Source organism: Pseudanabaena sp. UWO311, from assembly GCF_006937785.1.
GTDB lineage: Bacteria > Cyanobacteriota > Cyanobacteriia > Pseudanabaenales > Pseudanabaenaceae > Pseudanabaena.
Window position 1 is genome coordinate 156,184 of sequence record NZ_SJEE01000004.1, and the last position, 22,427, is coordinate 178,610.

Annotated in this window: 17 protein-coding genes; 10 read left to right on the forward strand and 7 right to left on the reverse strand. The window is 42.6% G+C overall.

The window, feature by feature from the left end; genetic code table 11:
• Position 1: 1 nt before the first annotated feature.
• Complete coding sequence (locus tag PseudUWO311_RS05355; RefSeq protein WP_142654175.1) at positions 2 to 3,055, forward strand: response regulator; 3,054 nt, start codon at positions 2 to 4, stop codon at positions 3,053 to 3,055.
• 41 nt (positions 3,056 to 3,096) lie between these two features.
• On the opposite strand, the gene PseudUWO311_RS05360 is transcribed toward PseudUWO311_RS05355, so the two are convergent.
• Positions 3,097 to 3,984 (reverse strand): ion channel, encoded by an 888-nt coding sequence (locus PseudUWO311_RS05360; RefSeq protein ID WP_142654176.1) that lies wholly within the window; start codon positions 3,982 to 3,984, stop codon positions 3,097 to 3,099.
• Between the two features lie 85 nt (positions 3,985 to 4,069).
• Here PseudUWO311_RS05360 and sfsA point away from each other — a divergent pair, with 85 nt between their 5' ends.
• The 8 genes from sfsA (at position 4,070) to PseudUWO311_RS05400 (ending at position 13,741) form a co-directional block, all read left to right on the forward strand.
• Positions 4,070 to 4,783 carry a DNA/RNA nuclease SfsA gene (gene sfsA, locus PseudUWO311_RS05365; protein WP_142654177.1) on the forward strand — a complete coding sequence of 238 codons (714 nt, stop codon included), beginning with the start codon at positions 4,070 to 4,072 and terminating at the stop codon, positions 4,781 to 4,783.
• 456 nt (positions 4,784 to 5,239) lie between these two features.
• Complete coding sequence (locus tag PseudUWO311_RS05370) at positions 5,240 to 5,767, forward strand: hypothetical protein (RefSeq protein WP_142654178.1); 528 nt, start codon at positions 5,240 to 5,242, stop codon at positions 5,765 to 5,767.
• Between the two features lie 441 nt (positions 5,768 to 6,208).
• Positions 6,209 to 6,433 (forward strand): Hfq-related RNA-binding protein, encoded by a 225-nt coding sequence (locus tag PseudUWO311_RS05375; protein WP_142654179.1) that lies wholly within the window; start codon positions 6,209 to 6,211, stop codon positions 6,431 to 6,433.
• A gap of 274 nt (positions 6,434 to 6,707) precedes the next feature.
• Positions 6,708 to 7,823 (forward strand): hypothetical protein, encoded by a 1,116-nt coding sequence (locus PseudUWO311_RS05380; RefSeq protein WP_142654180.1) that lies wholly within the window; start codon positions 6,708 to 6,710, stop codon positions 7,821 to 7,823.
• Positions 7,824 to 7,935: 112 nt separating this feature from the next.
• On the forward strand, positions 7,936 to 9,813 hold the full coding sequence (locus PseudUWO311_RS05385; protein ID WP_142654181.1) for an AMP-dependent synthetase/ligase: 1,878 nt from the start codon (positions 7,936 to 7,938) through the stop codon (positions 9,811 to 9,813).
• 109 nt (positions 9,814 to 9,922) lie between these two features.
• Positions 9,923 to 10,378 carry a YlqD family protein gene (locus PseudUWO311_RS05390; RefSeq protein ID WP_103666990.1) on the forward strand — a complete coding sequence of 152 codons (456 nt, stop codon included), beginning with the start codon at positions 9,923 to 9,925 and terminating at the stop codon, positions 10,376 to 10,378.
• Between the two features lie 61 nt (positions 10,379 to 10,439).
• The gene (locus PseudUWO311_RS05395; RefSeq protein ID WP_142654182.1) at positions 10,440 to 12,029 is read left to right on the forward strand and encodes a B12-binding domain-containing radical SAM protein; all 1,590 of its coding nucleotides are present in this window, start codon (positions 10,440 to 10,442) and stop codon (positions 12,027 to 12,029) included.
• An 83-nt stretch (positions 12,030 to 12,112) separates the two neighbouring features.
• Positions 12,113 to 13,741, forward strand: coding sequence for a B12-binding domain-containing radical SAM protein (locus tag PseudUWO311_RS05400; protein ID WP_142654183.1), 1,629 nt, complete (start codon positions 12,113 to 12,115; stop codon positions 13,739 to 13,741).
• An 80-nt stretch (positions 13,742 to 13,821) separates the two neighbouring features.
• On the opposite strand, the gene PseudUWO311_RS05405 is transcribed toward PseudUWO311_RS05400, so the two are convergent.
• The 6 genes from PseudUWO311_RS05405 to PseudUWO311_RS05430 form a co-directional block, all read right to left on the reverse strand.
• Positions 13,822 to 14,418 (reverse strand): Uma2 family endonuclease, encoded by a 597-nt coding sequence (locus PseudUWO311_RS05405; protein WP_142654184.1) that lies wholly within the window; start codon positions 14,416 to 14,418, stop codon positions 13,822 to 13,824.
• A 32-nt stretch (positions 14,419 to 14,450) separates the two neighbouring features.
• Positions 14,451 to 17,123: a PAS domain S-box protein gene (locus PseudUWO311_RS05410; protein ID WP_142654185.1), complete on the reverse strand. Its 2,673-nt coding sequence runs from the start codon at positions 17,121 to 17,123 to the stop codon at positions 14,451 to 14,453.
• Between the two features lie 108 nt (positions 17,124 to 17,231).
• Positions 17,232 to 17,969: a phycobilisome rod-core linker polypeptide gene (locus PseudUWO311_RS05415; protein ID WP_142654186.1), complete on the reverse strand. Its 738-nt coding sequence runs from the start codon at positions 17,967 to 17,969 to the stop codon at positions 17,232 to 17,234.
• A 71-nt stretch (positions 17,970 to 18,040) separates the two neighbouring features.
• A complete protein-coding gene (locus PseudUWO311_RS05420; RefSeq protein WP_142654187.1) occupies positions 18,041 to 19,810 on the reverse strand; it encodes a phycobilisome rod-core linker polypeptide in 1,770 nt (589 codons plus the stop codon).
• Positions 19,811 to 19,903: 93 nt separating this feature from the next.
• On the reverse strand, positions 19,904 to 20,242 hold the full coding sequence (locus PseudUWO311_RS05425) for a CpeR family transcriptional regulator (protein WP_142654188.1): 339 nt from the start codon (positions 20,240 to 20,242) through the stop codon (positions 19,904 to 19,906).
• 184 nt (positions 20,243 to 20,426) lie between these two features.
• Complete coding sequence (locus PseudUWO311_RS05430; protein WP_142654189.1) at positions 20,427 to 21,191, reverse strand: phycobilisome rod-core linker polypeptide; 765 nt, start codon at positions 21,189 to 21,191, stop codon at positions 20,427 to 20,429.
• Between the two features lie 417 nt (positions 21,192 to 21,608).
• Between PseudUWO311_RS05430 and PseudUWO311_RS05435 the strand changes: the two genes are divergently transcribed.
• Entirely contained in the window at positions 21,609 to 22,298 is a 690-nt protein-coding gene (locus tag PseudUWO311_RS05435; RefSeq protein WP_142654190.1) for a response regulator transcription factor, read from the forward strand.
• Positions 22,299 to 22,427: the final 129 nt, after the last annotated feature.

The following is a 22,427-nucleotide window of genomic DNA, read 5'->3' on the forward strand; positions in this document are numbered from 1 at the left end:
CATGCTTGATGTTTTAAATGTTTTAATCGTCGAGGATATAGAAGATGATGCACTTTTGGTCGTTCGAGAGTTACATCGTGGAGATTTTAGCGTTGAATGGGAGCGAGTACAGACCTCTGAAGCAATTCATAATGCTCTGAATAAGCGAACTTGGGATGTGATCATTGCTGATTATCATCTACCTCAAATTACAGCACCTGAAGTATTCGAGATCCTCCAGCAAAGACAGCTCAATCTACCCTTTATAGTCATTTCAGGAAAAATCAATGAATCTTTAGCAATTGATCTTATGAGGCAAGGGGCAGATGACTACCTGCAAAAAGATCACTTAAACCGACTAGCCGAGGCGATACGCCGAAGCATGAAGGATTCCAAGATCCGTATAGAGCGTCAACAACAAACTCTAGAGTTAGAGCGCACTAGAGAAACCCTGCAACTAGCAGTTGAATCTTCGGGTATTGGCTTATGGGATTGGGCAGTTCAGACTGGAGCTGTGACATTTAACGATCGTTGGGCGGAGATAATTGGTTATAGCATTGAGGAGCTAGATCCGCTCAATGTTGAAACATGGCGGCAAAATACGCATCCTGATGATCTACAGAAAGCCACCTTAGCTTTAGAGCAACATTTCCGCAAAGAAACTGAGACTTACGAGTGTGAACTCAGGATGCGCCACAAGCTGGGTGCATGGGTGTGGGTTTTGGCTAGTGGCAAGGTAGTAGAATGGGATACTGATGGGAAGCCACTGCGGATGACGGGGACGCATCTCGATATTAGCGGACGTAAACAGTCAGTTGAGATGTTGCTAAAACTTAATGAGACCTTAGAAAAAAGAGTACAGGAGCGGACTGCTGATTTACAAAGAAGTGAGAGCCGCTTGCGAGAAGCACAGCAAATTGCCCGTCTTGGTAGTTGGGAGTTAGATGTACCAACCAGACAAAATTCTTGGTCGATAGAAGTTTTTCGGATTTTTAGGCTCGATCCTAACGTCCCAGTGCCAAACTATGAAGAGATGCTAGCCTATTTCCCCATCGATGATCGCATACGAGTTCTCCAACTCATCGATAGGGCAATTCAGCTTGGGGAAAGCTTTGAGATAGATTTACAAATTATTCGCGCAGATGGTTCTTGGGGTTATGTGTTTGTCAAAGTGGAAGCTGTCTGGAATGCAGAAGATGTAGTGACGAGACTGTTTGGGATTGTGATGGATATAAGCGATCGCAAACAATCTGAAGCCCAATTGCAACAACAAATAAAGCAGCAAATCTTGATGGCGGAAATCACCCAAAGGATAAGGCAATCGTTAGATCTGCAAACCATTTTTGATACTGCTGCACAGGAAATGCAGAATTTCCTTAATGCCGATCGCGTCGGGATCTTTAAGTTCTATCCCGAATCTAATTTTGATGATGGGGAATTTGTCTCTGAAGCTCTTGTCGCAGGGTTCCCATCAGCTTTAGCCATTAGGGTTCATGACCATACCTTTGGCGAAAACTATGCCGCACTCTACACTAAGGGACGAGCCTATATCGTCGATGATATCTATAAGAATGGTTCGCAAGTCTGTCACGTTGATATCTTGGCAAAGTTTCAGGTGAAAGCAAATATCGTGATGCCGTTGCTTTGCGGTCAAGAGTTGTGGGGCTTGTTATGCATCCATCAATGCGCGTCAACTCGCCATTGGCTCCAACAGGAGATTAACTTTTGCTATCAGATATCCGATCAGTTAGCGATCGCCATTCAGCAAGCAAGTCTATTGGAACAAGCACAACTGGAAATAGCAGAAAAGCAGCAAGCTGAAGCAATGCTATCTGAGAGCTACCAAAAGCTCGCCCACACAAATGAAGAACTCATCCGCGCAACAAGGCTCAAGGATGAGTTTCTTGCTAATATGAGCCATGAGCTGCGTACGCCGCTCAATGCTATTTTGGGGATGACCGAAGCAATGCAAGAACAGATTTTAGGCTCCATCAGCGATCGCCAAGTCAAAGCACTATCAACAATTGAACGCAGTGGAAATCATCTCTTATCATTGATCAATGATATTCTCGATGTCGCAAAAATTGAATCAGGAAAAATCACCCTAGATCTGACAGCTACATCCATTCAAATGTTATGCCAATCAAGCTTAGTATTTATCAAACAGCAGGCATTCCAAAAATCCATTCAATTAATAGAAAAAATACCTCAGGATTTACCAGATTTAATGGTTGATGAGCGGCGTATCCGTCAAGTCCTGATCAACCTGCTGAATAATGCCGTTAAATTTACGCCTGAAGGTGGAAGTATTACCTTAGATATATCACGAATTACCTCCGAACAAATGCCCACAGCCTTTGCCAAAACTACCATGGCTTATTTACAAGTTGCTGTGATTGATACTGGTATTGGCATCGCTGCTGAAAATATCTCGAAACTATTTCAACCCTTTATGCAAATTGATAGTTCCCTAAATCGCAAATATGAAGGAACGGGATTGGGGCTAGCGCTAGTGAAACGAATTGTGGAACTACATAGGGGGCGGGTATGGCTAGCCAGTGAAATAGGTGTGGGTAGTAGCTTTATGTTTGCTCTTCCCTACGATGAAGTCATCTCATCTCCTCAAAATCTTTCTCTTGAGCCAGACCTAAATATAGAAGATACTTCTGAGCAGAGCCAACGAGATCCAGCAGCATGGTCGCCATTGATTTTGCTCGCGGAAGATAACGAAACAAATATCATGACATTCTCTAGCTATCTAGAAGCTAAGAGTTATAGAATGCTCTTAGCAAAAGATGGACTAGAAGCGATCGCGATCGCCAAAGCCCATCAACCTGACTTGATTTTAATGGATATTCAGATGCCAGGTATAGATGGAATAGAGGCAATTCAGCAAATTCGCTGTGAACCTAATTTGATTGATATACCGATTATTGCTCTGACTGCACTAGCGATGGCAGGCGATCGCGAAAGGTGCTTAGAAGCTGGCGCTAATGATTATCTATCTAAGCCTGTAAAACTTAAAGCTTTAGACCAAATGATCCAAACCCACTTAAAAATATGCAACGACGAATAATACCAAAACAAAAAATGGCTACGCCATTTTTTGTTTTGGTATTATATAGCTATCGTTTCGTGGAAATAAGTGTAATCTAGATAGCGATGTCCATCATTTCCCATATGAATCACATCGACAAAACGGCGATCGAACATGAGGTTGCGTGCTGCATAAAAGTGTCGAGCGTGAAGCGTACCTTCAACTGTTTCATCAACACCAGTCAGAGATACAAGGACTTGAGCATGTAATCGTTCCATTGATTCTAAAGTCAAACCATACAAAGGACTACTCTGATCAATAGTATGCATCACTGTCCATGATAGTAAAAAGACAGGAGAATGCTCGCGCACTAATTTTAATTCATGCAAGCGCCGCATCATCTGCCCTTCTTCCGTCACTTCATCAATCATCAGATAAACACTCAGTTTCGCTTCGAGAATATTATTACGTCGCTCGTTAGCAGCACGAAACATTAGAGTCGGCATACCATTGTAGTTATGAATCGTAGCAACACGACTGAACATCACACGAGAAGAAGATTTGGCAAATCTGGTAAAGGCTATTCCCGTGATCACCGCAAATAACATCAAACTTGCGATCGATTCTAGGGTGACCAGCAGATTAGCATAAAGTGTTTGGGGATTCATTACTCCATAGCCAATGGAAGCAAGAGTCTGAACACTAAAGAAGAAAGCTTCCATAAAGCCTACCTTTGGAATGCCTGCGATCGCATTGGCATCTAGTAAATAGAGAACAGCAAAAACCGCATTGAGAAATATATCAAATCCCACCACGATTCCCACAAATCCAATCCAAGGAATTGTTAACAATAGATGATAAGGATCGCGAAAATAAGAATGCCAAGAGTTTCCGCCGACAACTTGCAGAACGCCATCACGCTGTTCTAATTTGATTACAGGACGATGGAGGTTACGTTTGATTCTCATACTAACTTACTGCCAAAGTGACTTTCTCTTCATGTTAATATGGTCAGCGCCTTGCGCCGTTCATATCAAACTAATTCAACTAAAAATGTCACAAGTTCATACTTACGCTGATCTCATCTCAGGTCGTTTGGTCAGCCGTTATAAAAGGTTCTTTGCCGATATAGAACTAGATAATGGTGAACTAATTACTGCGCATTGTGCTAATACTGGCCCAATGACGGGTGTATGTAAAATTGGCAGTCCTGTTTTGGTTTCTCATCACTCAAATCCTAAGCGTAAACTTGCCTATAGTTGGGAAGCAATTTATTTAGATGAACAATGGATTGGGATTAATACGAGTCTTCCAAATCGGGTAATTGGGCATATGTTAGATCGCCATTTACTTCCAGAATTAGAACCCTATACTGAAGTAAAAGGTGAAGTTGGCTATGGTAACGAAAAGAGTCGTATTGATTTCCTCTTGACTGCTAGTGCTACTGCTAAAAGAACCTATGTAGAAGTTAAAAATACAACTTGGTGTAAGGGAAACTTAGCTTTATTTCCTGATACGGTGACAACAAGAGGACAAAAACATTTACGTGAATTGATGTCAGTAATTAAAGAAGATACATCTGCTGCTTTAATTTTCTTTATCAATCGAGGGGATTGCGATCGCTTTGCCGCAGGAGCAGAAGCTGATCCCGAATATGCAAGGCTTTTAAAAGAAGCGATCGCCAAAGGCGTTAAGGTATTGCCCTGTCGATTTGCGATCGAGCCGACAAAAATTACATACTTAGGCTTAGCAAATTTAGAAATTTAGCCCAAAAACATAGTCATAGGCGGCGCTTCGCTCCGCCTATGACTACTCAAAAAAATAGAGGAGACGCAAAGCGTCTCCTCTATTTTTTTGAGTTAAGCAGTTACGCATCTGTAAAAGGTTTAACGATTTTCCAGAATGTGTAAGGAACACCAAGACTCAAAACAAAACAAACTGCTAGTTCTGCCATATGTCAAGAGACAAGTTTTGTATAGGTAAGTTTTTGATCAATAGCAGAGGCTGCTAGATAGATCCTTAATAATACAGCCTTTTCTCTATTTTTGCTATATCCAGTTGGGGGATACAAAGTGGGGCGCTTTGCACTCTACTATATTTTTTGCTAAATTTTTTCGCCAAACTGTCCAACTTATGATAGTCTGTCTCCCTGACGGGGTTACTCAGAAAACCAAGTAAAAAACTAAGTAAATAAATCGTTTCTCACACAAGGAAGTGATATCAATGAAAAATATAACTAACTTAAATAAAATTTTGATCGGCTTGACTGCATTGGGATGCATGTCAGCGATCGCGGCAGTTCCCTCAGTTCAGGCTCAGCCCGCTTATGGCAGCTACGTAGGCGCAGGTGCTAGTTTTGGCTTTACAAGTGGCAATTCTGCCGCAGGCGAAAGTTCTCGCACATCGGGTCTAATTGCAGCTCGCTATAAGTTTTTAGAACTCCCTGTTTCGATCAGAACCCAGATTTTAGTTGGTAATAGCACCGCAGTTGTACCAACAGTTTCCTTTGATGTGCCATTAAACTTCGATACCGATGTTTATATTGGTGCTGGTGTAGCGCTTTCTAATACTGTTGATACAACACCTGTAGGTAACAAAAATAGCTTTGTGATTCAGCCCGGTATTGATTACACAGTACCTAATAGTAATCTTGTCCTATTTGGCAATGTGATCTTCGCCTTTGATGCCTATCGCAATTCTCCTGGAACATCGGCAACTTCTTTACAAACTGGTTTGGGTTTACGATTCTAGTAAAGGCTAATTTGATTATGTCCTCAAAAAACAAACTAAAGGCAGCTCTTGGAGCTGCCTTTAGTTTTAGCAATTTTCATTTTTATATCTGTAGTCATACCAAAACACAAAGTGGCGCAGCCATTTTGTGTTTTTAAAACCCTTACAGGGTTTGGTTTTTAATTCACAAAAGTGTGACAACACTTCTGTGAATTGGTATTAGGACAAATCAAAACCCAAGAATTGATTGGCGGCGCTTCGTGCCGCCAATCAATTCTTGGGTTTTGATTCACAAAGAGGCGTAGCTTCTTTGTGCTTAGGTATAAAATCAGTTTTGATGAAAGTCCGCCAAAGACCGACTCTCATCAAAACTGATTTTGGATTTTTCAGCGCTGTAGTCGCTGAAAAATCCAAAATCGGTTTCATAATGATAGTATTCGTAAAACTGCCATAGGTAAGACGATGAGCGCACCAACAGCAACTAAAATCGGACTCAATACGGCGCTGCCAAGTATTCGCCGCATTCATGCCATTATTCGCGACAAAAACGAAGTCCAAGTAAAACTAACCACAGGTGATGAATTGCGTGGCAAGCTTGTTTGGATTGACGATCAATGTATTTGCATGGATGCATCTGGACATAAGATCGTGATTTGGCAACATGCGATCGCCTTCATCAAAGGCTAACTAACTTTTGAGATCTGCGCAAAGCTAGGTGTAATTGTGTAAGGCTCACATGCATCGTGAGCCTTAGCTAGATAATTTGTTAGCAGCGCAAAGCACTGTAACTAAATAGATTCTTTAATAGATTCTTTGAGGATGTATGGTTGCGACACCACAATCTATTGTGAAATCTCCACTCGTCATCAAGTGGGAAAAATTGGATTAATCCCGATCAATTACCTCAAGCTGAAATCTAATAGGGGCAGCGCGAAGCGCTGCTCTTATTAACGAGTAAATCATGAAAGTAGAATTTTATTACAGTCAGCGTAAGTATGAATGCATGGTTGTGGTGCTTCCTGATGATCAAGGGGAGAAAAAGGAATTACGCATCCGCAATCACGAAGGTGAAATTTTAGCCATACGGCAAGGTCAAAAAACAGCTCTGCGCGGCAAAAGTCGGGCTACTTCACAGGAAGTAGATATTTTAAAAAATAATTACTACAACTTAATCAAAGCCGCTGTCAATGCTCTCGATCTTGCCGAAAAGTACAAACTCCTCAAGGATAAAGATGAGGAAATTCGCTTGCTTAATGCAGAGATCGCTATTTTCAGGGAAAAGGCTAATCTTTCAGATACAGAAAGAGGAGAGATATTACAACTCAGAGATCAACTCAAAACTTTAGCCGATCAGCAAAACATTGCCGCCTTTAATTATGACGAACAAGAGACTGAATCAAAACTAATTAAAAGGCTTGGAGCTAAAGCTTGGGAAAATATTGAAATATCTAGTAAAAATGATCTATTTAGTGCCTATAAGCATAAGTATTTAGTTGAATCCGACATTTTCACAGAAGATTTTTCAGACTACAAACCCTCCTGTTTATATATTGCCAGCGTTGTCGAGAGAGAAATTGTACAGTCTTTTTTTAAGAGCTTCTATCATTTTCTTTGCAAACAAAATCCGATGCGTAAAGACTTTATGATCGCTGGAGTGATTCTCAAAAATAGAGGAAAATATACCATTGGGAGTTTGCCTTATTTGATTGCGAAGGAATGGGATACTTTTAGTGATGAAATTTTAAATAGAGACAGTTTATCTATTGCCGATCGCGATCGTCTTTACTATCACAAAGTTAATGATCAGAAAATATCTACCAGCGATCGCCAATTAGTAAATGAATTTTTAGAGCAGTGGGATCATCCAGTTTCTAACTGGCTCTCAGGCAACCAAAAAGCCGCTAGTAAAATTGATCAAATCGCAAAATTACGCAACTTGACGGCGCATCCTATGCCAATATACAAATGGCAATTTACAGAATTATGGCTTCTAGTTATTGGTGGTAAAACTAAAAGCGGTCGTAACCAGAAGGGGTTGCTCAAGGAAATATACGAGAAATCAAATGCAATCCATTGAAAATAACCAATGGTTATAGAAATAATCCAATTCTTAAGTTAATGCTTATTTTTTAACTACAATTCCTAGTAATCAAAAATAATTAAACATTAGTGAGATCCGCCTCTAAATTATGGATACATCCTTTCCTCCTTCGCAAGCCTCTAGCCTCTGGCAACTCTGGCAACATGGTGCAAAGAATCATCCCGATGCGATCGCACTTTATGATCCCCATGCTAAGCCCCCTGTCAGAATTTCTTACAAAGATACCTTTGAGCAAATTAATGCCTTTGGTGCTGGTTTGCGATCGCTGGGTATCCAGTTTGGCGAAAAAGTTGCCCTAATTGCTGATAACTCACCGCGTTGGTTGATTGCTGACCAAGGGATTTTAGCGATCGGGGCAGCTAATGCCACCCGTAGCTCTCAAGCTGAACGTAGCGAATTGCTCTATATCATTGAGCATAGTGATAGCGTCGCGATCGTCGTTGAGAATCTCGCCACCCTCAAAAAACTCGAACCTGAACTAAACACATTGCCCGTCAAGCAGATTATTTTGCTCTCAGACGAAACACCACCAGAAGGCGCGTTGAACTTTCAGCAACTACTGACAAGAGGCAGTAGCAAAGATCTAGGTAATGTAGACATAAAGCGCGACACACTGGCGACGCTGATCTACACCTCAGGAACAACAGCTAGACCCAAAGGCGTAATGCTCACTCACGGGAATTTCTTGTACGAAGTGGAAGGGGCGCAGTCAGTATTACAACTAAAGGTCGGCGAAAAAGTATTAAGTATCTTACCGACATGGCATTCCTACGAGCGCACCTTTGAATATTTCATCTTTTCCCAAGGCTGCACGCAGATTTACACCAATCTCCGCACCATCAAAAAGGATCTCAAAGAACATAAGCCCGACTATATGGTTGCCGTGCCCCGCTTATGGGAATCAATCTATGAAGGAGTACAGAAAAATTTTCGGGAGCAACCTGCTAAGAAGCAGCGTTTGGTAAATTTCTTTCTAAAAACGAGCCAGAAATACATTACCGCCAAGCGAATTGTCCAAGGCGTAAATGTGGAAAATCTCTATCCTTCTTTAGCGGATAAATTGAAGGCTTCGCTGGTAGTTTTGGGTTTATGGGCAGTCCATAAGCTTGGTAACAAATTGGTTTATCAAAAAGTACGCGAAGCAACAGGCGGGAATTTCAAATACATCGTTAGCGGCGGCGGCTCGATCGCAGAACACCTCGAAGACTTCTATGAAATTGTCGGTATCGAGATTTTGGGCGGCTATGGCTTGACTGAAACTTCTCCGATTACCCATGTGCGTCGTCCATCTCGCAATATTCGTGGCGGCGATGGACAGCCATTGCCCAATACCGAAACACGTATTGTCGATATGTCTACAAGAGCCGATGTGCCAATCGGTCAGCAAGGGCTAGTTTTAATTCGGGGGCCCCAAGTGATGCAGGGATATTACAAAAATCCTGAAGCCACGGCAAAAGCGATCGATCCGCAGGGCTGGTTTGATACAGGAGATTTGGGCTATGTCAGTAACTGGGATGATTTGGTCATCACAGGTCGCGCCAAGGATACGATCGTTTTAACTAATGGTGAGAATATTGAGCCGCAGCCGATCGAAGATGCTTGTATACGTAGTGCCTATATCGATCAGGTAGTACTGGTGGGGCAAGACCAAAAGCAGTTGGGTGTCTTGATTGTTCCTAATCTATCGGCATTAGAAGCCGCAGGTTTAGTTCCTGCTGATTCTAATTTGGTGGATATTTTGCCAATGTTAAATAATCCCAAAATTCGTAATCTCTATCGCGACGAACTTAATCGTGAAGTCCAAAACCGCCCAGGGTATAGCATTAACGATCGCATCGGTGTTTTTGAGTTTTTACCTGAGCCTTTTACCATCGATAATGGGTTCCTAACGCAAACATTCAAGATCCGACGTAACATCGTATTTGAGCGTTATCAAGATATTATTGTCAAAATGTTTACTTCATAATGTGAGAGCGGCAAAGCCGCTTGCACATTAAAAACTACTTCATAATGTGAAAGCGGCTTTGCCGCTCTCACATTAAACACTACTAAATTTGGAGATAAGTGTGAATTCGATGGATTTTTCTAATCAGCTTTTATTGCGTCGCACCGCCAATATTCAAGTAATTGTGACGCAGCGCTGGAAAGAGGAAATGCAGCAACAACTGCAACAACAAATTGCTCAACTTGATGGTCAAGTGCAGCAAGTCGATGCTCAAGGCTCACGTCAGATTAACGAAATTGAACGCCAAAGCATCAAACCATTTTCTGCCGAAGTTTCCAATGCGATCGAAGGTATTCGCGCCGAAATGAATCGGGTCAAGGCAGAATTATTAGAACAAAAAAATCAATTGTTAACCCAATTGACTCAAGTTCAAAATCTGGAACTAGAGCAGGAAGTTTCCCAAGGGCAGCTTGACAGCTACTTCCCCGCAGGTAAAGGTGATAACTTGATTGCCCAAATGCGAGTAGAAATCGTCCTCCGCGACGGCATCATCGAAGATATCCGTACGGGTTTTCCTGCTGTCTAAATTAAAAAGCCTGCTGTGTTCAGCAGGCTTTTTTTGTATCCGCCCACTTATCCCTAAACGCATGAACGTTCTACTGGTTTATCCACTTTTTCCAAAAACGTTTTGGTCTTACGAAAAAATCTTAGAGCTAGTAAATCGGAAAGTGTTACTACCACCGCTAGGGTTGATCACGGTTGCGGCAATCTTGCCCCAAGAATGGAACTTTAAACTAGTCGATCGCAATGTACGCACAATCACAGAGGCGGAGTGGCAATGGGCGGATCTAGTTATTTTATCGGCGATGATCGTCCAAAAAGATGACCTTTTGTCTTTAATCAAAGAAGCAAAGCAACGCGGCAAAAAAGTTGCCTGTGGTGGCCCCTATCCTACTTCTGTGCCTGAAGACCCTCAAAGTGCAGGAGTTGATTATCTGATTTTGGATGAGGGGGAAATTACTTTGCCAATGTTTGTGGAGGCGATCGCCAAGGGAGAACCCAGTGGCATTTTCCGCACTACTGAAAAGCCAGATATTACTGGTACTCCTGTGCCTCGCTTTGATCTTTTAGAATTAGATGCTTATGACTCGATGTCGATTCAGTTCTCGCGGGGATGCCCCTTCCAATGCGAATTCTGCGACATCATCGTGCTGTATGGACGCAAACCCCGTACTAAGACCCCAGCCCAATTACTTGCAGAGCTTGACCGTCTCAATGAGCTAGGTTGGCGACGTAGCGTATTTATGGTTGATGACAACTTTATTGGTAACAAGCGTAACGTCAGGTTGTTGCTACAAGAGTTAAAAATTTGGCAGCTAAATCATCAATATCCTTTCAGTTTTATCACTGAAGCATCTGTAGATCTAGCGGCGGATCAAGAACTGATGGATTTGATGATGGAATGTCGTTTTGATGCCGTGTTCGTTGGTATTGAAACTCCCGACGAAGAAAGCTTGCAACTCACTCAAAAGTTCCAAAATACACGTTCATCTTTGTTTGAAGCTGTCGAAACAATTACAAAGACAGGATTGAGGGTAATGGCGGGGTTCATTATTGGGTTTGATGGTGAAAAATCTGGCGCAGGCGATCGCATTGTCCAATTTGTAAAACAAACTGGCATTCCTGCCACCACTTTTGCAATGTTGCAAGCGCTGCCTCATACGGCACTCTCACATCGCCTCGAAAAAGAAGGACGCTTACGGAGTGGAAATGGCAATATCAACCAGACCACGCTGTTAAATTTTGTGCCGACTCGCCCAATCGAAGAAATCGCGCGGGAATATGTTGAAGCCTTTTGTGCTATTTATGAGCCGAATGCATACCTTGATCGGGTTTACAGCTATTACCTGAAGATGGGCGCACCTAGAGTTAAACCACCAGATCGCGCTCCTAGCTGGATCGATCTCAAGGCTCTGGCGATCGTTATTTGGCGGCAAGGATTTAAACGCAATACTCGTTGGAAATTCTGGCATCATTTGTTTAGCATGATCAAGAAAAATCCTGCAGTTTGGGAACAATACCTAACTGTCTGCGCTCACAATGAACATTTCATGGAGTACCGTGACATCGTGCGCAATGAAATTGAAGTACAGCTTGCTGCTTATTGGGTAGAAGAAGAACGTCTGAAAAAACTTCAGGATGTTTCTAAAAAGGAGCTTGATCTTCTTGCTAGCTAAGCTCATAAAGGGAGGTGCTTCGCACCGCCCCTTATAATATTTACAGTACAACATTAATCAAACCCAACCCCAAAATATAAATAATGCGTGTTTTACTCGTCTATCCCTTATTCCCCAAAAGCTTTTGGTCGTTTGAAAAAACTCTAGAATTAGTTGGTTATAAGGCTCAACTACCACCTCTTGGCATGGTTACAGTTGCTGCAATCTTGCCACAAACTTGGGAATTTAAGCTAGTCGATCGCAATATTCGTGATATCACCGAAGCCGAGTGGCAATGGGCGGAAGTAGTGATCCTCTCGGCAATGATCGTCCAAAAGGAAGATTTCTTAGTCCAAATTCAAGAAGCCAAGAAACGCGGTAAATTAGTTGCCGTAGGTGGCCCCTACCCCACAGCTCTCCCTGAAGAAGCGAAAGTTTCGGGTGCAGATTTCTTGATCCTTGATGAAGGCGAAATTACTTTGCCGATGTTTGTCGAAGCAATTGAAAGAGGCGATCGCTCAGGTATCCTCAGAGCCAATGGTGAAAGACCTGCGGTAACCGAAACGCCGATCCCTCGTTTCGAGCTGCTCGAAATGAACCGCTATGCCGAAATGTCGGTACAGTTTTCTCGCGGTTGCCCTTTCCAATGTGAATTTTGCGACATCATCGTTCTTTATGGACGCAAGCCCCGTACGAAAACCCCCGCACAAATTCTTGCCGAATTGCAATATCTCTACGATCTCGGCTGGCGACGCAGTATCTTTATGGTCGATGACAACTTCATTGGCAATAAGCGCAATGTGAAAGTCATGCTCCAAGAGCTAAAACCTTGGATGAAGGAGCGCAATTATCCCTTCTCCTTTGCCACAGAAGCATCGGTCGATCTTGCCCAAGATCCTGAAATGATGCAGATGATGGTGGAATGTAATTTTGGTTCCGTCTTCCTCGGTATTGAAACCCCTGACACTGATAGTTTGGCGCTGACCAAGAAGTTTCAAAACAATCGCGATCCACTCTCAGAATCAGTGATTAACATCGCCAAAGCGGGCATTCGCGTCATGGCTGGATTTATCATCGGCTTTGATGGTGAGAAAAAAGGTGCAGGCGATCGCATTGTTCAATTTGTTGAAGAAACCGCCGTTCCTACAGCACTATTCAGTATGCTGCAAGCTTTGCCCGATACAGGACTATGGCATCGATTGAATAAAGAAGGGCGGATGATTAAGCAAAACAGTAATGGACATCAAGCCACTTTGATGAACTTCGTACCTACCCGTCCGCTCGAAGACATCGCCAATGAATATGTTCATGCCTTCTGGACTCTTTACGATCCCTTGGTTTTTCTCAATCGCACCTACCGCCATTTCTTGATTTTGGGTGAATCACCCTATAAAAGCCTCAAGCGAGAAAAGACTGATAAGAAGAAAAAAACAGAATGGACAGCCATTCGTGCATTGTTAATCTTGGCATGGCGACAAGGTTTTGTCCGCAAAACCCGCTTCCAATTCTGGATTAATCTCTTTGACTTGATGAGGCGTTATCCTAACGTGGTCATTAGCTATCTATCAGTTTGTTCTCAAGCAGAACATTTTCTCGAATATCGTATGATTGTCCGTCAACAGATTGAAGCACAGCTCGCTGACTATCTTGCTAATCCTCCTATCGTTCAACCGAAGGTTCTCCCAAAGGTTGAACCAGTAGAGCAATTGCAAGATTTGCAAGAAGTTAAATAGTACTAAATAGCGGTGCACGGCTTTGCCGTGCACCGCTATTTTTGAATAAAGAAAAAGCGACGCTAAGCGTCGCTTTTTCTTTATTCAAAAATCTGGGCTAAGGGACAAGAGAATTCTGGTAATAATGGTGAAGTGATTGTATCACTTACAAATAGAGTCATGGTTAGTTTGAGAATGCCATTCTCACGGCGATATACTTGGATTTGCTTAGCTCTCCAATCGGCAATCCAATATTCCAATACACCCTGAGATGAATAGAGCTTTAACTTAACTTCGCGATCGCGTCTTTCATTTTCTTTGCCTGATGACAGGATCTCGATCGCAAGATCAGGCGCACCAAGTAAATGTCCTGACTCATCAATCAAAGCTTCATATTTTTCTTTGCTCACCCATACCACATCAGGAATAACATCATCTTTATCACCAAAGATCACACCTGCTCCCATGGCTGTTTCGCCTAATTTTGTAGCGATCGACCAAATATCTAAAGCAGTAAAAAGTCTGCCGCAAGTTTTTTGATGTTTCCAGTGAGGCGCTCTAGTCACGCAAAGTTCTCCATTAATAATTTCATAACGGTTGCCGTTTTCAGGTAGTAGCTCTAGGTCAGCACTTGTCCATGGAAGGCTATCTTCCTTGACATTGGTTGGTATTTCGGGGGGAGCGATCGCTTGAGTCATGATAGTTTTTCCTTGGCAGAGCGATGTAGTAATTATAACAAGACATCCCCATTCAGGGGCTTGGATTTTAAGGGAATATTGATTACACAGGTTGTTCCTCGTCCAACTTCGCTACTGATGGAAATATTCCCTTGATGTAAATCCACACATTTTTTGACGACAACTAATCCTAAACCAGTACCAGAGATAGTTTTAACATTCTTGCCTCGATGAAAAGGCTCAAACAATTGTTTTTGATCTTCCAATAAAATACCAATTCCTTGATCTTGGACTTGAATTATGAGGTTATCTGATTGAAATTCTAGTGAAAAAGAGATATTCCCACCCTGTGGAGAATATTTTATGGCGTTGGAAAGTAAATTTGAGAGCATTGATCTCAATAATTTTTCATCCAGAGCCACATGTTGAGAATTGCCTTGACAACTAAAAGTGAGTTGGTGCAGATTGCCAGCGCTGAGTTGCATCTCTTCGACAAAATGACTGCAATAGGCTTCTAGTGCTAGAGGTTTAGGGTTAAATGCGAGTTTTCCTGTCTCAGCACGATTGATTGTCAAAATATCATCCAGTAACTGCACCATATTCCTTACTGAATCTTGAATGCGGTGTAAATTACGCAATCTTTTTTCAGTGTTATCCCATTCCTGTTGAGAGTTTTCGAGAACCTGTGCAGCCGCTAGGGCTGTGCTCAATGGCGTGCGAAACTCATGGGATGCCATTGAGAAAAAGCGCGTTTTTAAGGCACTTAGTTCTTTCTCTCTTTCGAGGGCGAGCCAAATTTCGTCAAGGCGTTTGCGTTCGGTAATGTCACGAGCATTGACCATAACGCGCAAAGTTGCGGCACTATCCGCAAAGGGCTGACTAATGGCTTCCAGAATCCGCCAAGAGCCATCTTGATGACGATGCCGAAATTCGAAGGGATTGAGAATTTCGGTTTGATTGGTATTGGTGAGGCGATCGCGCAATGTCACTTGCGGAAAACTCTGAGAGATAGGCAAATCCTCTGGATGAATAAATGCATTTACATTTGCTCCTACAAGTTCAGTTACAGCATAACCTAAAACTTTTTCGACAGAAGGACTAACATAGCCAATTGTGCCATCAGGATCGAGGATCATAATAATATCTAAGGCATTTTCGATCAGCGATCGGAAACGTTCTTCGCTTTGTCGAAGTGCTTGCTCGACCTGCTTGCGCTCAGTAGTGTCACGCTGCACAGCAATCCAATGGGTGTACCAACCTTGGGCATTAGCAACGGGCACTAGGCTAAACTCATTCCAAAATTCCGATCCATCTTTACGATAGTTAATGACTTCAACCGTGATAGAATGCCATCGAGAGAGGGCATTACGAACTTTCTGGAGCTGAACCTGATCTGTTTTTGTTCCCTGTAAAATCCTCGGTGTTTGCCCTAATACCTCTTCGGGCTTGTATCCCGTGATCCTTGTAAAAGCTTCATTTACATAAAGGATTCTGGGACCTGGAGCATCTATAGGTTCAGCCTCGGTAACGATAATTGCATCATTGGTATTGACTACGACAGATTGCAATAGCCGCACTTGTTCTGCTTGTCTTTTTTGTTCAGAAATATCAGCAATTACAGCCACAAGTCCGCTGATTTCACCATTTGTATCAGGTAGTGGCGCGGCAGAAAAAATAATATTAATCTCTTTTCCATCTTTGCGATGACGACATAGCTCCACTCTTGTGTAGGTTTTACCTTGCAGAACACTACCTTGGATGGTCGTATAGTCATCAATTGGCTCATCGAGGCTAATCGGACTGGGGCGATCAATAACTTCAGATTCTGTCCAACCAAACATCTGCTCAGCAGCAGGGTTCCAGATCTTAACATTTCCTTCCAAATCGAGCATCAAGATAGCGCGAGGAGATGCACTAACTAAAGCTTGCAAGGTATCGTTAGTATGACGCAAAGCAATTTCCGTCTTTTGGCGTTCCGAGATTTCTGCTCGCAGAGAAACATTAACAGTCGCTAGTTCGACTGTACGTTCTTGGACACGCTGTTCTAGTTGAGTATTGAGATATTGAAGTTGTTTATAAAGCTCTGATTGTTGAATAGCGATCGCAACTTGAGTAGCAAGTTGCTTCATTAGTTCTACTTCCCAATCTTCCCATTGGCGCGGGCGATTGCATTGATGAGCAATCAATAATCCCCAGAGATAGGGCTGAGCAGTGTCTGACTCATTCCCTTTACGATTTTCTTGAATAATGGGAACTACTAATTTAGCTTGAACTCCAAACTGTTTGACAAAATCTGCAAGACAAGGTTCTACATCAGCCTGCTTAACGTTAGCAATGGAGCGAGCTTTTCCTAAAGAGTAAGCTTGATGATATTGTTGAGGAAAAACTTCTTCGGGAAATACTTGACCTAAAATACTGAGATAGGGTGGTAAGACTGTTTCATGAATGGCGCTACCAGTACCATCATCCCATAGTCGATAAATTAGGACTCGATCAGCTTGCAAAAAAAGTTGGACTTCTCTAACTGTGGTGGCAAGAACTTCATCAAGATTGAGGGATTGGCGAATTTGGTGAGCAATTTGGGTAACCAGTCTTTCGCGATCGCTCTGTTGGCGCAATAGCTTTTCTGAACGACGACGACGATTTCCTTCTCTTGTAAAAAAGAAAAAGCCTAGTAACAGAATTAAAATGCTAAAGAAAACCCCGATTGCATAAAAACTGATCATACTCCCAACCATCCTGAAAAGAACGTAGTGCCAAACGCTCTAACCAAACAATCTTAAAAAAGCCTTGCTTTGCAAGGCTTTTTTAAGATTGTTTATAAATTATAAGGTTTACAGCCCAAGGAAAACTCCTAATATCAAGAAGCCAACAATACCAACTCCAGCATAGGTAATCCCTGCACCAATTTTGCCGATAATTGCGGGTGGGTTTTTCTGCCATTCCCAACGTAGATAATCGAGTTTTGCAGCACCTTTATTACCTGTAAAGACTTGTTTCGGCAAGCGATCGCGATAGTCAGCCCCATAACGAGCCATGTGAGCAAAGGTGACTTCGCCCTTGGTCCGCTGAGCCAAGATACGGCGACGTTGATAGGGAACAATACTATCGCCAAAGTTATCGAGATATTCTTCGCTATTGAGCAACTCATCCACAAAAGCTTGAATACCTTTCGTCGCAATTACAATTGACCATGCAATCTTTTCGCGATCGCTATAGACATTACGACCAAGAATTCGCTGGATACAAATCTCGGCAAAGCGATAGTTGTTATTACTATCAAAGGTCAGTCTTCTGAAGGAATCAGAGAGGACTAAGCCACGAATAAATCCTCTAACCGTAATTTGTCCTGCTCGCAACTGAGACTCTAGATTTACTTGGCGATGGCTTTCTAGCATCTGTTGTTCGTTACAGATTTGACGATAGGCAGCTTTGATCAATAGATCTAGCTCAGAGCCAGATAGTAAATTGTCAGTACTATAAATCCGAGGTTGCTCATCACCAGCGACTTCAAAACCAGCCACGCGCTGATTTTGAGATGCAGGCTTGTATTCTAATAATGGAAGTGACATAAATATTCTCCTAAAAAAGTTTAATTAATTTTGTAGAACTTGACGCTTTGCGCCAAGTTCTACTTTTTGCGTTAACTATTGAAAACGCGGCTGCGCCATTTGTTCAATCGGGCATCACCGATCGCGGCATATCTCCGCGCATCGGCAATTTGAGCTTGCAGGTTCGCAATCTGTTCAATCTGATTGTCTGACTGTTGTAATAAAGAGTCAGAAGCATCTCCTTGAACCGAGACAACCGAGGGTTGCCAAGAATTTTTAAGATAAGATGCACCAATAGATGCCGATGGACGAAGATCGGCTAGTTGTTTTTGTAAACTTTCGATGATTAGATCTTGATCGAGCAGAGTTTGTCGCAATGCCTGCTCGGCGGCAAAGTTTGCTGATGTCGCCCAAGGTTGAATTTGCCCGATACCTGATGTTTTTGGCTTAAAGACCTCAGCAAGGATGGCAGCAGTATCACTGACTTTGAGCTTACCGTAGGGCGAATTCTGAACGATCGCTCTGGTCAGTTGGGGTTTGTTATTGGTGGCGAGATTTTTATCGCTGCTGGATGCACTTCGCAATAATTGGAACATATTGGTAAATTCCAACATTGATTGTCCATTCTGAGTGCTGAGCCCTCGGTAATAGGGAACGATCGCTTCACCAAAAGCAGTTTGATACTCATCGCTATCAATATATGTATCAATGTCTGTTTCAAACCCAGAATTGTCCAGAACACTGCTGTGATAGCGCATTTCATCGAAATTGTCTGGCGCACGTCCAAGCAGATGCTTAAAGTTCAACTCGATCGCCCGATAACGATAGCAGCTATCAAAGAAGCGAGAGCGATACAAGTCCGATTTTGCCAATTGACGCACAAATTCGCGCACACTCAGTTCACCGCGCTTAAACTGAGATTCAGCAATCGTTAGGCGCTCGCTCTCCATCACATGAGCATTGCCAAATACCTGACGATAAACGGCTCGAATCATAACTTCAAGATCCGCATCCGAGGAACCAACACAGAATTCTACAGGTGCAGTCTCTTTGAAAGGTTGGTAAGCTTCATAAAATTGCTGCTGACGTTCGGGTTCGTTGGCCGACTTAGGCGCAACTGGCTTGAAAGATAGATCGGGCGATCCGCTTCTTAATCCAAAAACCTTGGATAAGAGTTGATTGACATCAGTGGCTGCCGTAGGACGTTGCCATTGTGAAGGTGCGCCTTTAAGTGGTGCGATCGCGCTGGGACGATTCCGCAAAATATAACTATTCAGACGAGAGCGGTTTTGATGTTTCGGATCTTTATCGCTGCTAGCCGATCCGCGCAAAAGCTGAAACATATGTGTAAAACCGACCATTTTCTTACCTGTCTGGGTTTTATGCCCACGATAGTAAGGGACAGTATCTTCGCCAAAAGCATCATGATATTCATCGCTATCGATGTAATCATTGATCTCCATCTCGAACCCGCCGCGATCGAGTAACTGTGCATGATCAGCCATCTCTTCTGCACTTTCAGGAGCGCGACCAAGCAAATGCTTGAAGTTGAGCTCAATCGAGCGCATTCGTGGACAAGGCTCAAAAAATCTAGCGCGATATTGTTCCGATAGGGCAATTTGACGCACAAATTCGCGCACAGATATATCGCGCTGCTTAAGCTGAGATTCGGCGACAGTCAACCGTTCACTTTCCATGACATGGGCATTGCCGAGCACTTGGCGGTATGCGGCACGAATGACTAGATCGACATCAGATTCAGAGTGATTTTGCCAAAGTTGAATCGGAGCTGTTTCATCGAATCGGCTAACCCCAAGGTTTGCCTCTGGGTTAACCAGCGGATTTATAAAAGTACTGACCATAATAAATATCTCTGTACTAAATTAACTTGCGTTTATTTTGAGGGTTGAAATAAATGAATGAAATTAAATGAAATTAAATGAAATTAAATGAAATTAAGCTTGCTCGTCAAATCTTGTTTTAAAACTGCCGTATTTAATCCAATATCGCTTTAAATCATGGTGTGGAGTATGCAAACTTGCTTTAGCACGATATAAAACTACTTGCCGATGATCGCCAATCCAAACCTTACCGATCGCATCTATAGAAATAACAGATCCACCTAAAGATCTGATCGATTCATTGAATCTTTCAAGAGCCGCGTAATCAACTGTTTCAAAAACAAAAAAGTTTCCCGAACAAATTACATGGCGACTCCTAATCCAAGACTGCACTTTCTTTTCAGCAATGGGTGGGAGCATTCCAACAGAGAGCGGTGCGATCGCAAGACTCATGATTGTTCAGGATTTGTAACATTTTAAATTTGATTCTAAATAGATGAAGAACCTGTCTTAGCTACTGTGATTCAATCTGCATCAAATAACTGATTTGTGATTATAAAGTATTGCTTCGCAATACTTTATAATCACAAATCATGGGTTGTAGATAAGACAGGAGGATTGGAGAAAATATGCGGCGTTAAACGACCTCAGTGATGCTGACGATTTTGCCAGAAGTACGATTAATCCGTTGGATCTGGGAAGTCATATTGTCACCCGCAACCAAATAGGTGCTGGTGCTGACACGACGGCGGGTGTCGAACTTAGACCCCTGAACCACAATTTTGAATTTCTTCTTGTTGGCTTCACCCGAACCACCTAGATCGACACTTGCAGCAGAAATTTTGCTGCTGCTGTTGGTGGCAACTTCAAAAACCAACTGTGAAGACTTGACCGCACTGCTAATTTGCGAATCACCGCGATTAAGCGCATACATGCGGTTAAATGTCACTTGGCTTTGTCCTGCTTGGGTATTGCTGCGACTAAAAGGAACCACATTTTCACCAAAAGCAGTTTGGTATTCGTCACTATCAATGTAGGAATCGATCTCAGCATCGTAGCCTTCGGTCACGCAACGCACAATATGCTCGGAAATCTCCGCTTGAGACTGGGGAGGACGACCGAGGAAATGCATGAAGTTCAACTCCACAAAGCGGTAAGGAGCGCATGAGGTGAAGTAGCGATCGCGATAAAACTCAGACTTAGCGATCGCCCGCACAAATTCGCGTACTGATAGACTGCGATCGCCTAACTGCGACTCAGCTTTGACAAAGCGCTCGCTTTCCATCACATGGGGATTGCCTAATACCTGCTTATAAACTGCCCGAATCACAGTCTGAACATCATCGGCGGAACTCGTTTGCCATAGCTCTACCGCACTAGCATTGATGACGATACTACCCATTGAAATTCTCCAAATTTAAGTTGTTTATAAATTCATTAGAATGCACAGCACTTTGTGCTGCATATCCTAACTTCACAGATCGAAAATGGTTTATTTAAATCGAAGTGATGATGACAATCAAGCCTTTCTCACGATGAATCTAGATAATCCCATACCAAAAGTAAGGAAACTGGTTAGAGAATTGTAAAGAAAACGGAAAGATTGATCTTAGGCAATAAATCTTGATGTTCTGTTACATTTATTTGGGTGCATAAGCCTCAATCTGTGATAAGTGGCTGTCGCTATTATCCAAAACCCAAGAAATAATTGCGGTGCTTTGCGTCGCTATTATTTCTTGGGTTTTGGAATCGGAATTTTGGTAACAAATTTTTGTAGAATTAGAGAAGTTTGATCGCATCTCCAAAAAAAATTCATCCTATGAGGATTCTTCTAGTTGAAGATGATATCCGCCTTGCCGAAACCTTGGCAGAAGCGCTAACCGATGAGCGTTATGTTGTGGATATTGCCACTGACGGTGAAACAGGTTGGCATCAAGCTCAGTCCCTAGATTACGATCTGATGCTTTTGGATTTAATGCTGCCAGAACTAGATGGTATTAGTCTCTGTCATCGGTTGCGATCGCATGGTTACAGCTTACCAATCTTGATGCTCACAGCTTGCGATACTATCGATCATGAAATTAACGGTTTAGATGTAGGAGCCGATGATTATATTGTCAAACCCGTTGATTTACAAAAACTCTTTGCAAGGATTCGCGCCCTATTACGTCGTGGTAGTCAAATCGCATCGCCAGTTTTGGAGTGGGGTGACTTATATCTAAATCCAAGTACTTGTGAAGTTGGCTATGGTGAAAATCCTATCCATTTAACGCCCAAGGAATATGCTCTTTTAGAATTACTACTTCGGAATGGAAGACGGGTCTTGAGTCGTAGCGTCATGATCGAACATGTTTGGTCTTTGGAGTCACCTCCAGAGGAACATACTGTGAAGGTGCATATTCGAGGTTTGCGCCAAAAGATGAAAGCCGCAGGAGCTAACGAAGATTTGATCGAGACAGTTCATAGTATGGGCTATCGCCTAAATCGAACATACAGTAAAATTCGCTAAAGCGTATACTGCCTGCTACGCGGGCGATATAGGCTTTTCGTTTTTTATTTGTGTTACGTGGAACGTAGATGATGAATCTCTTACTGCCAGATCTGAACCAATGCCGTCACAGGAATTCGTTCCACGCAA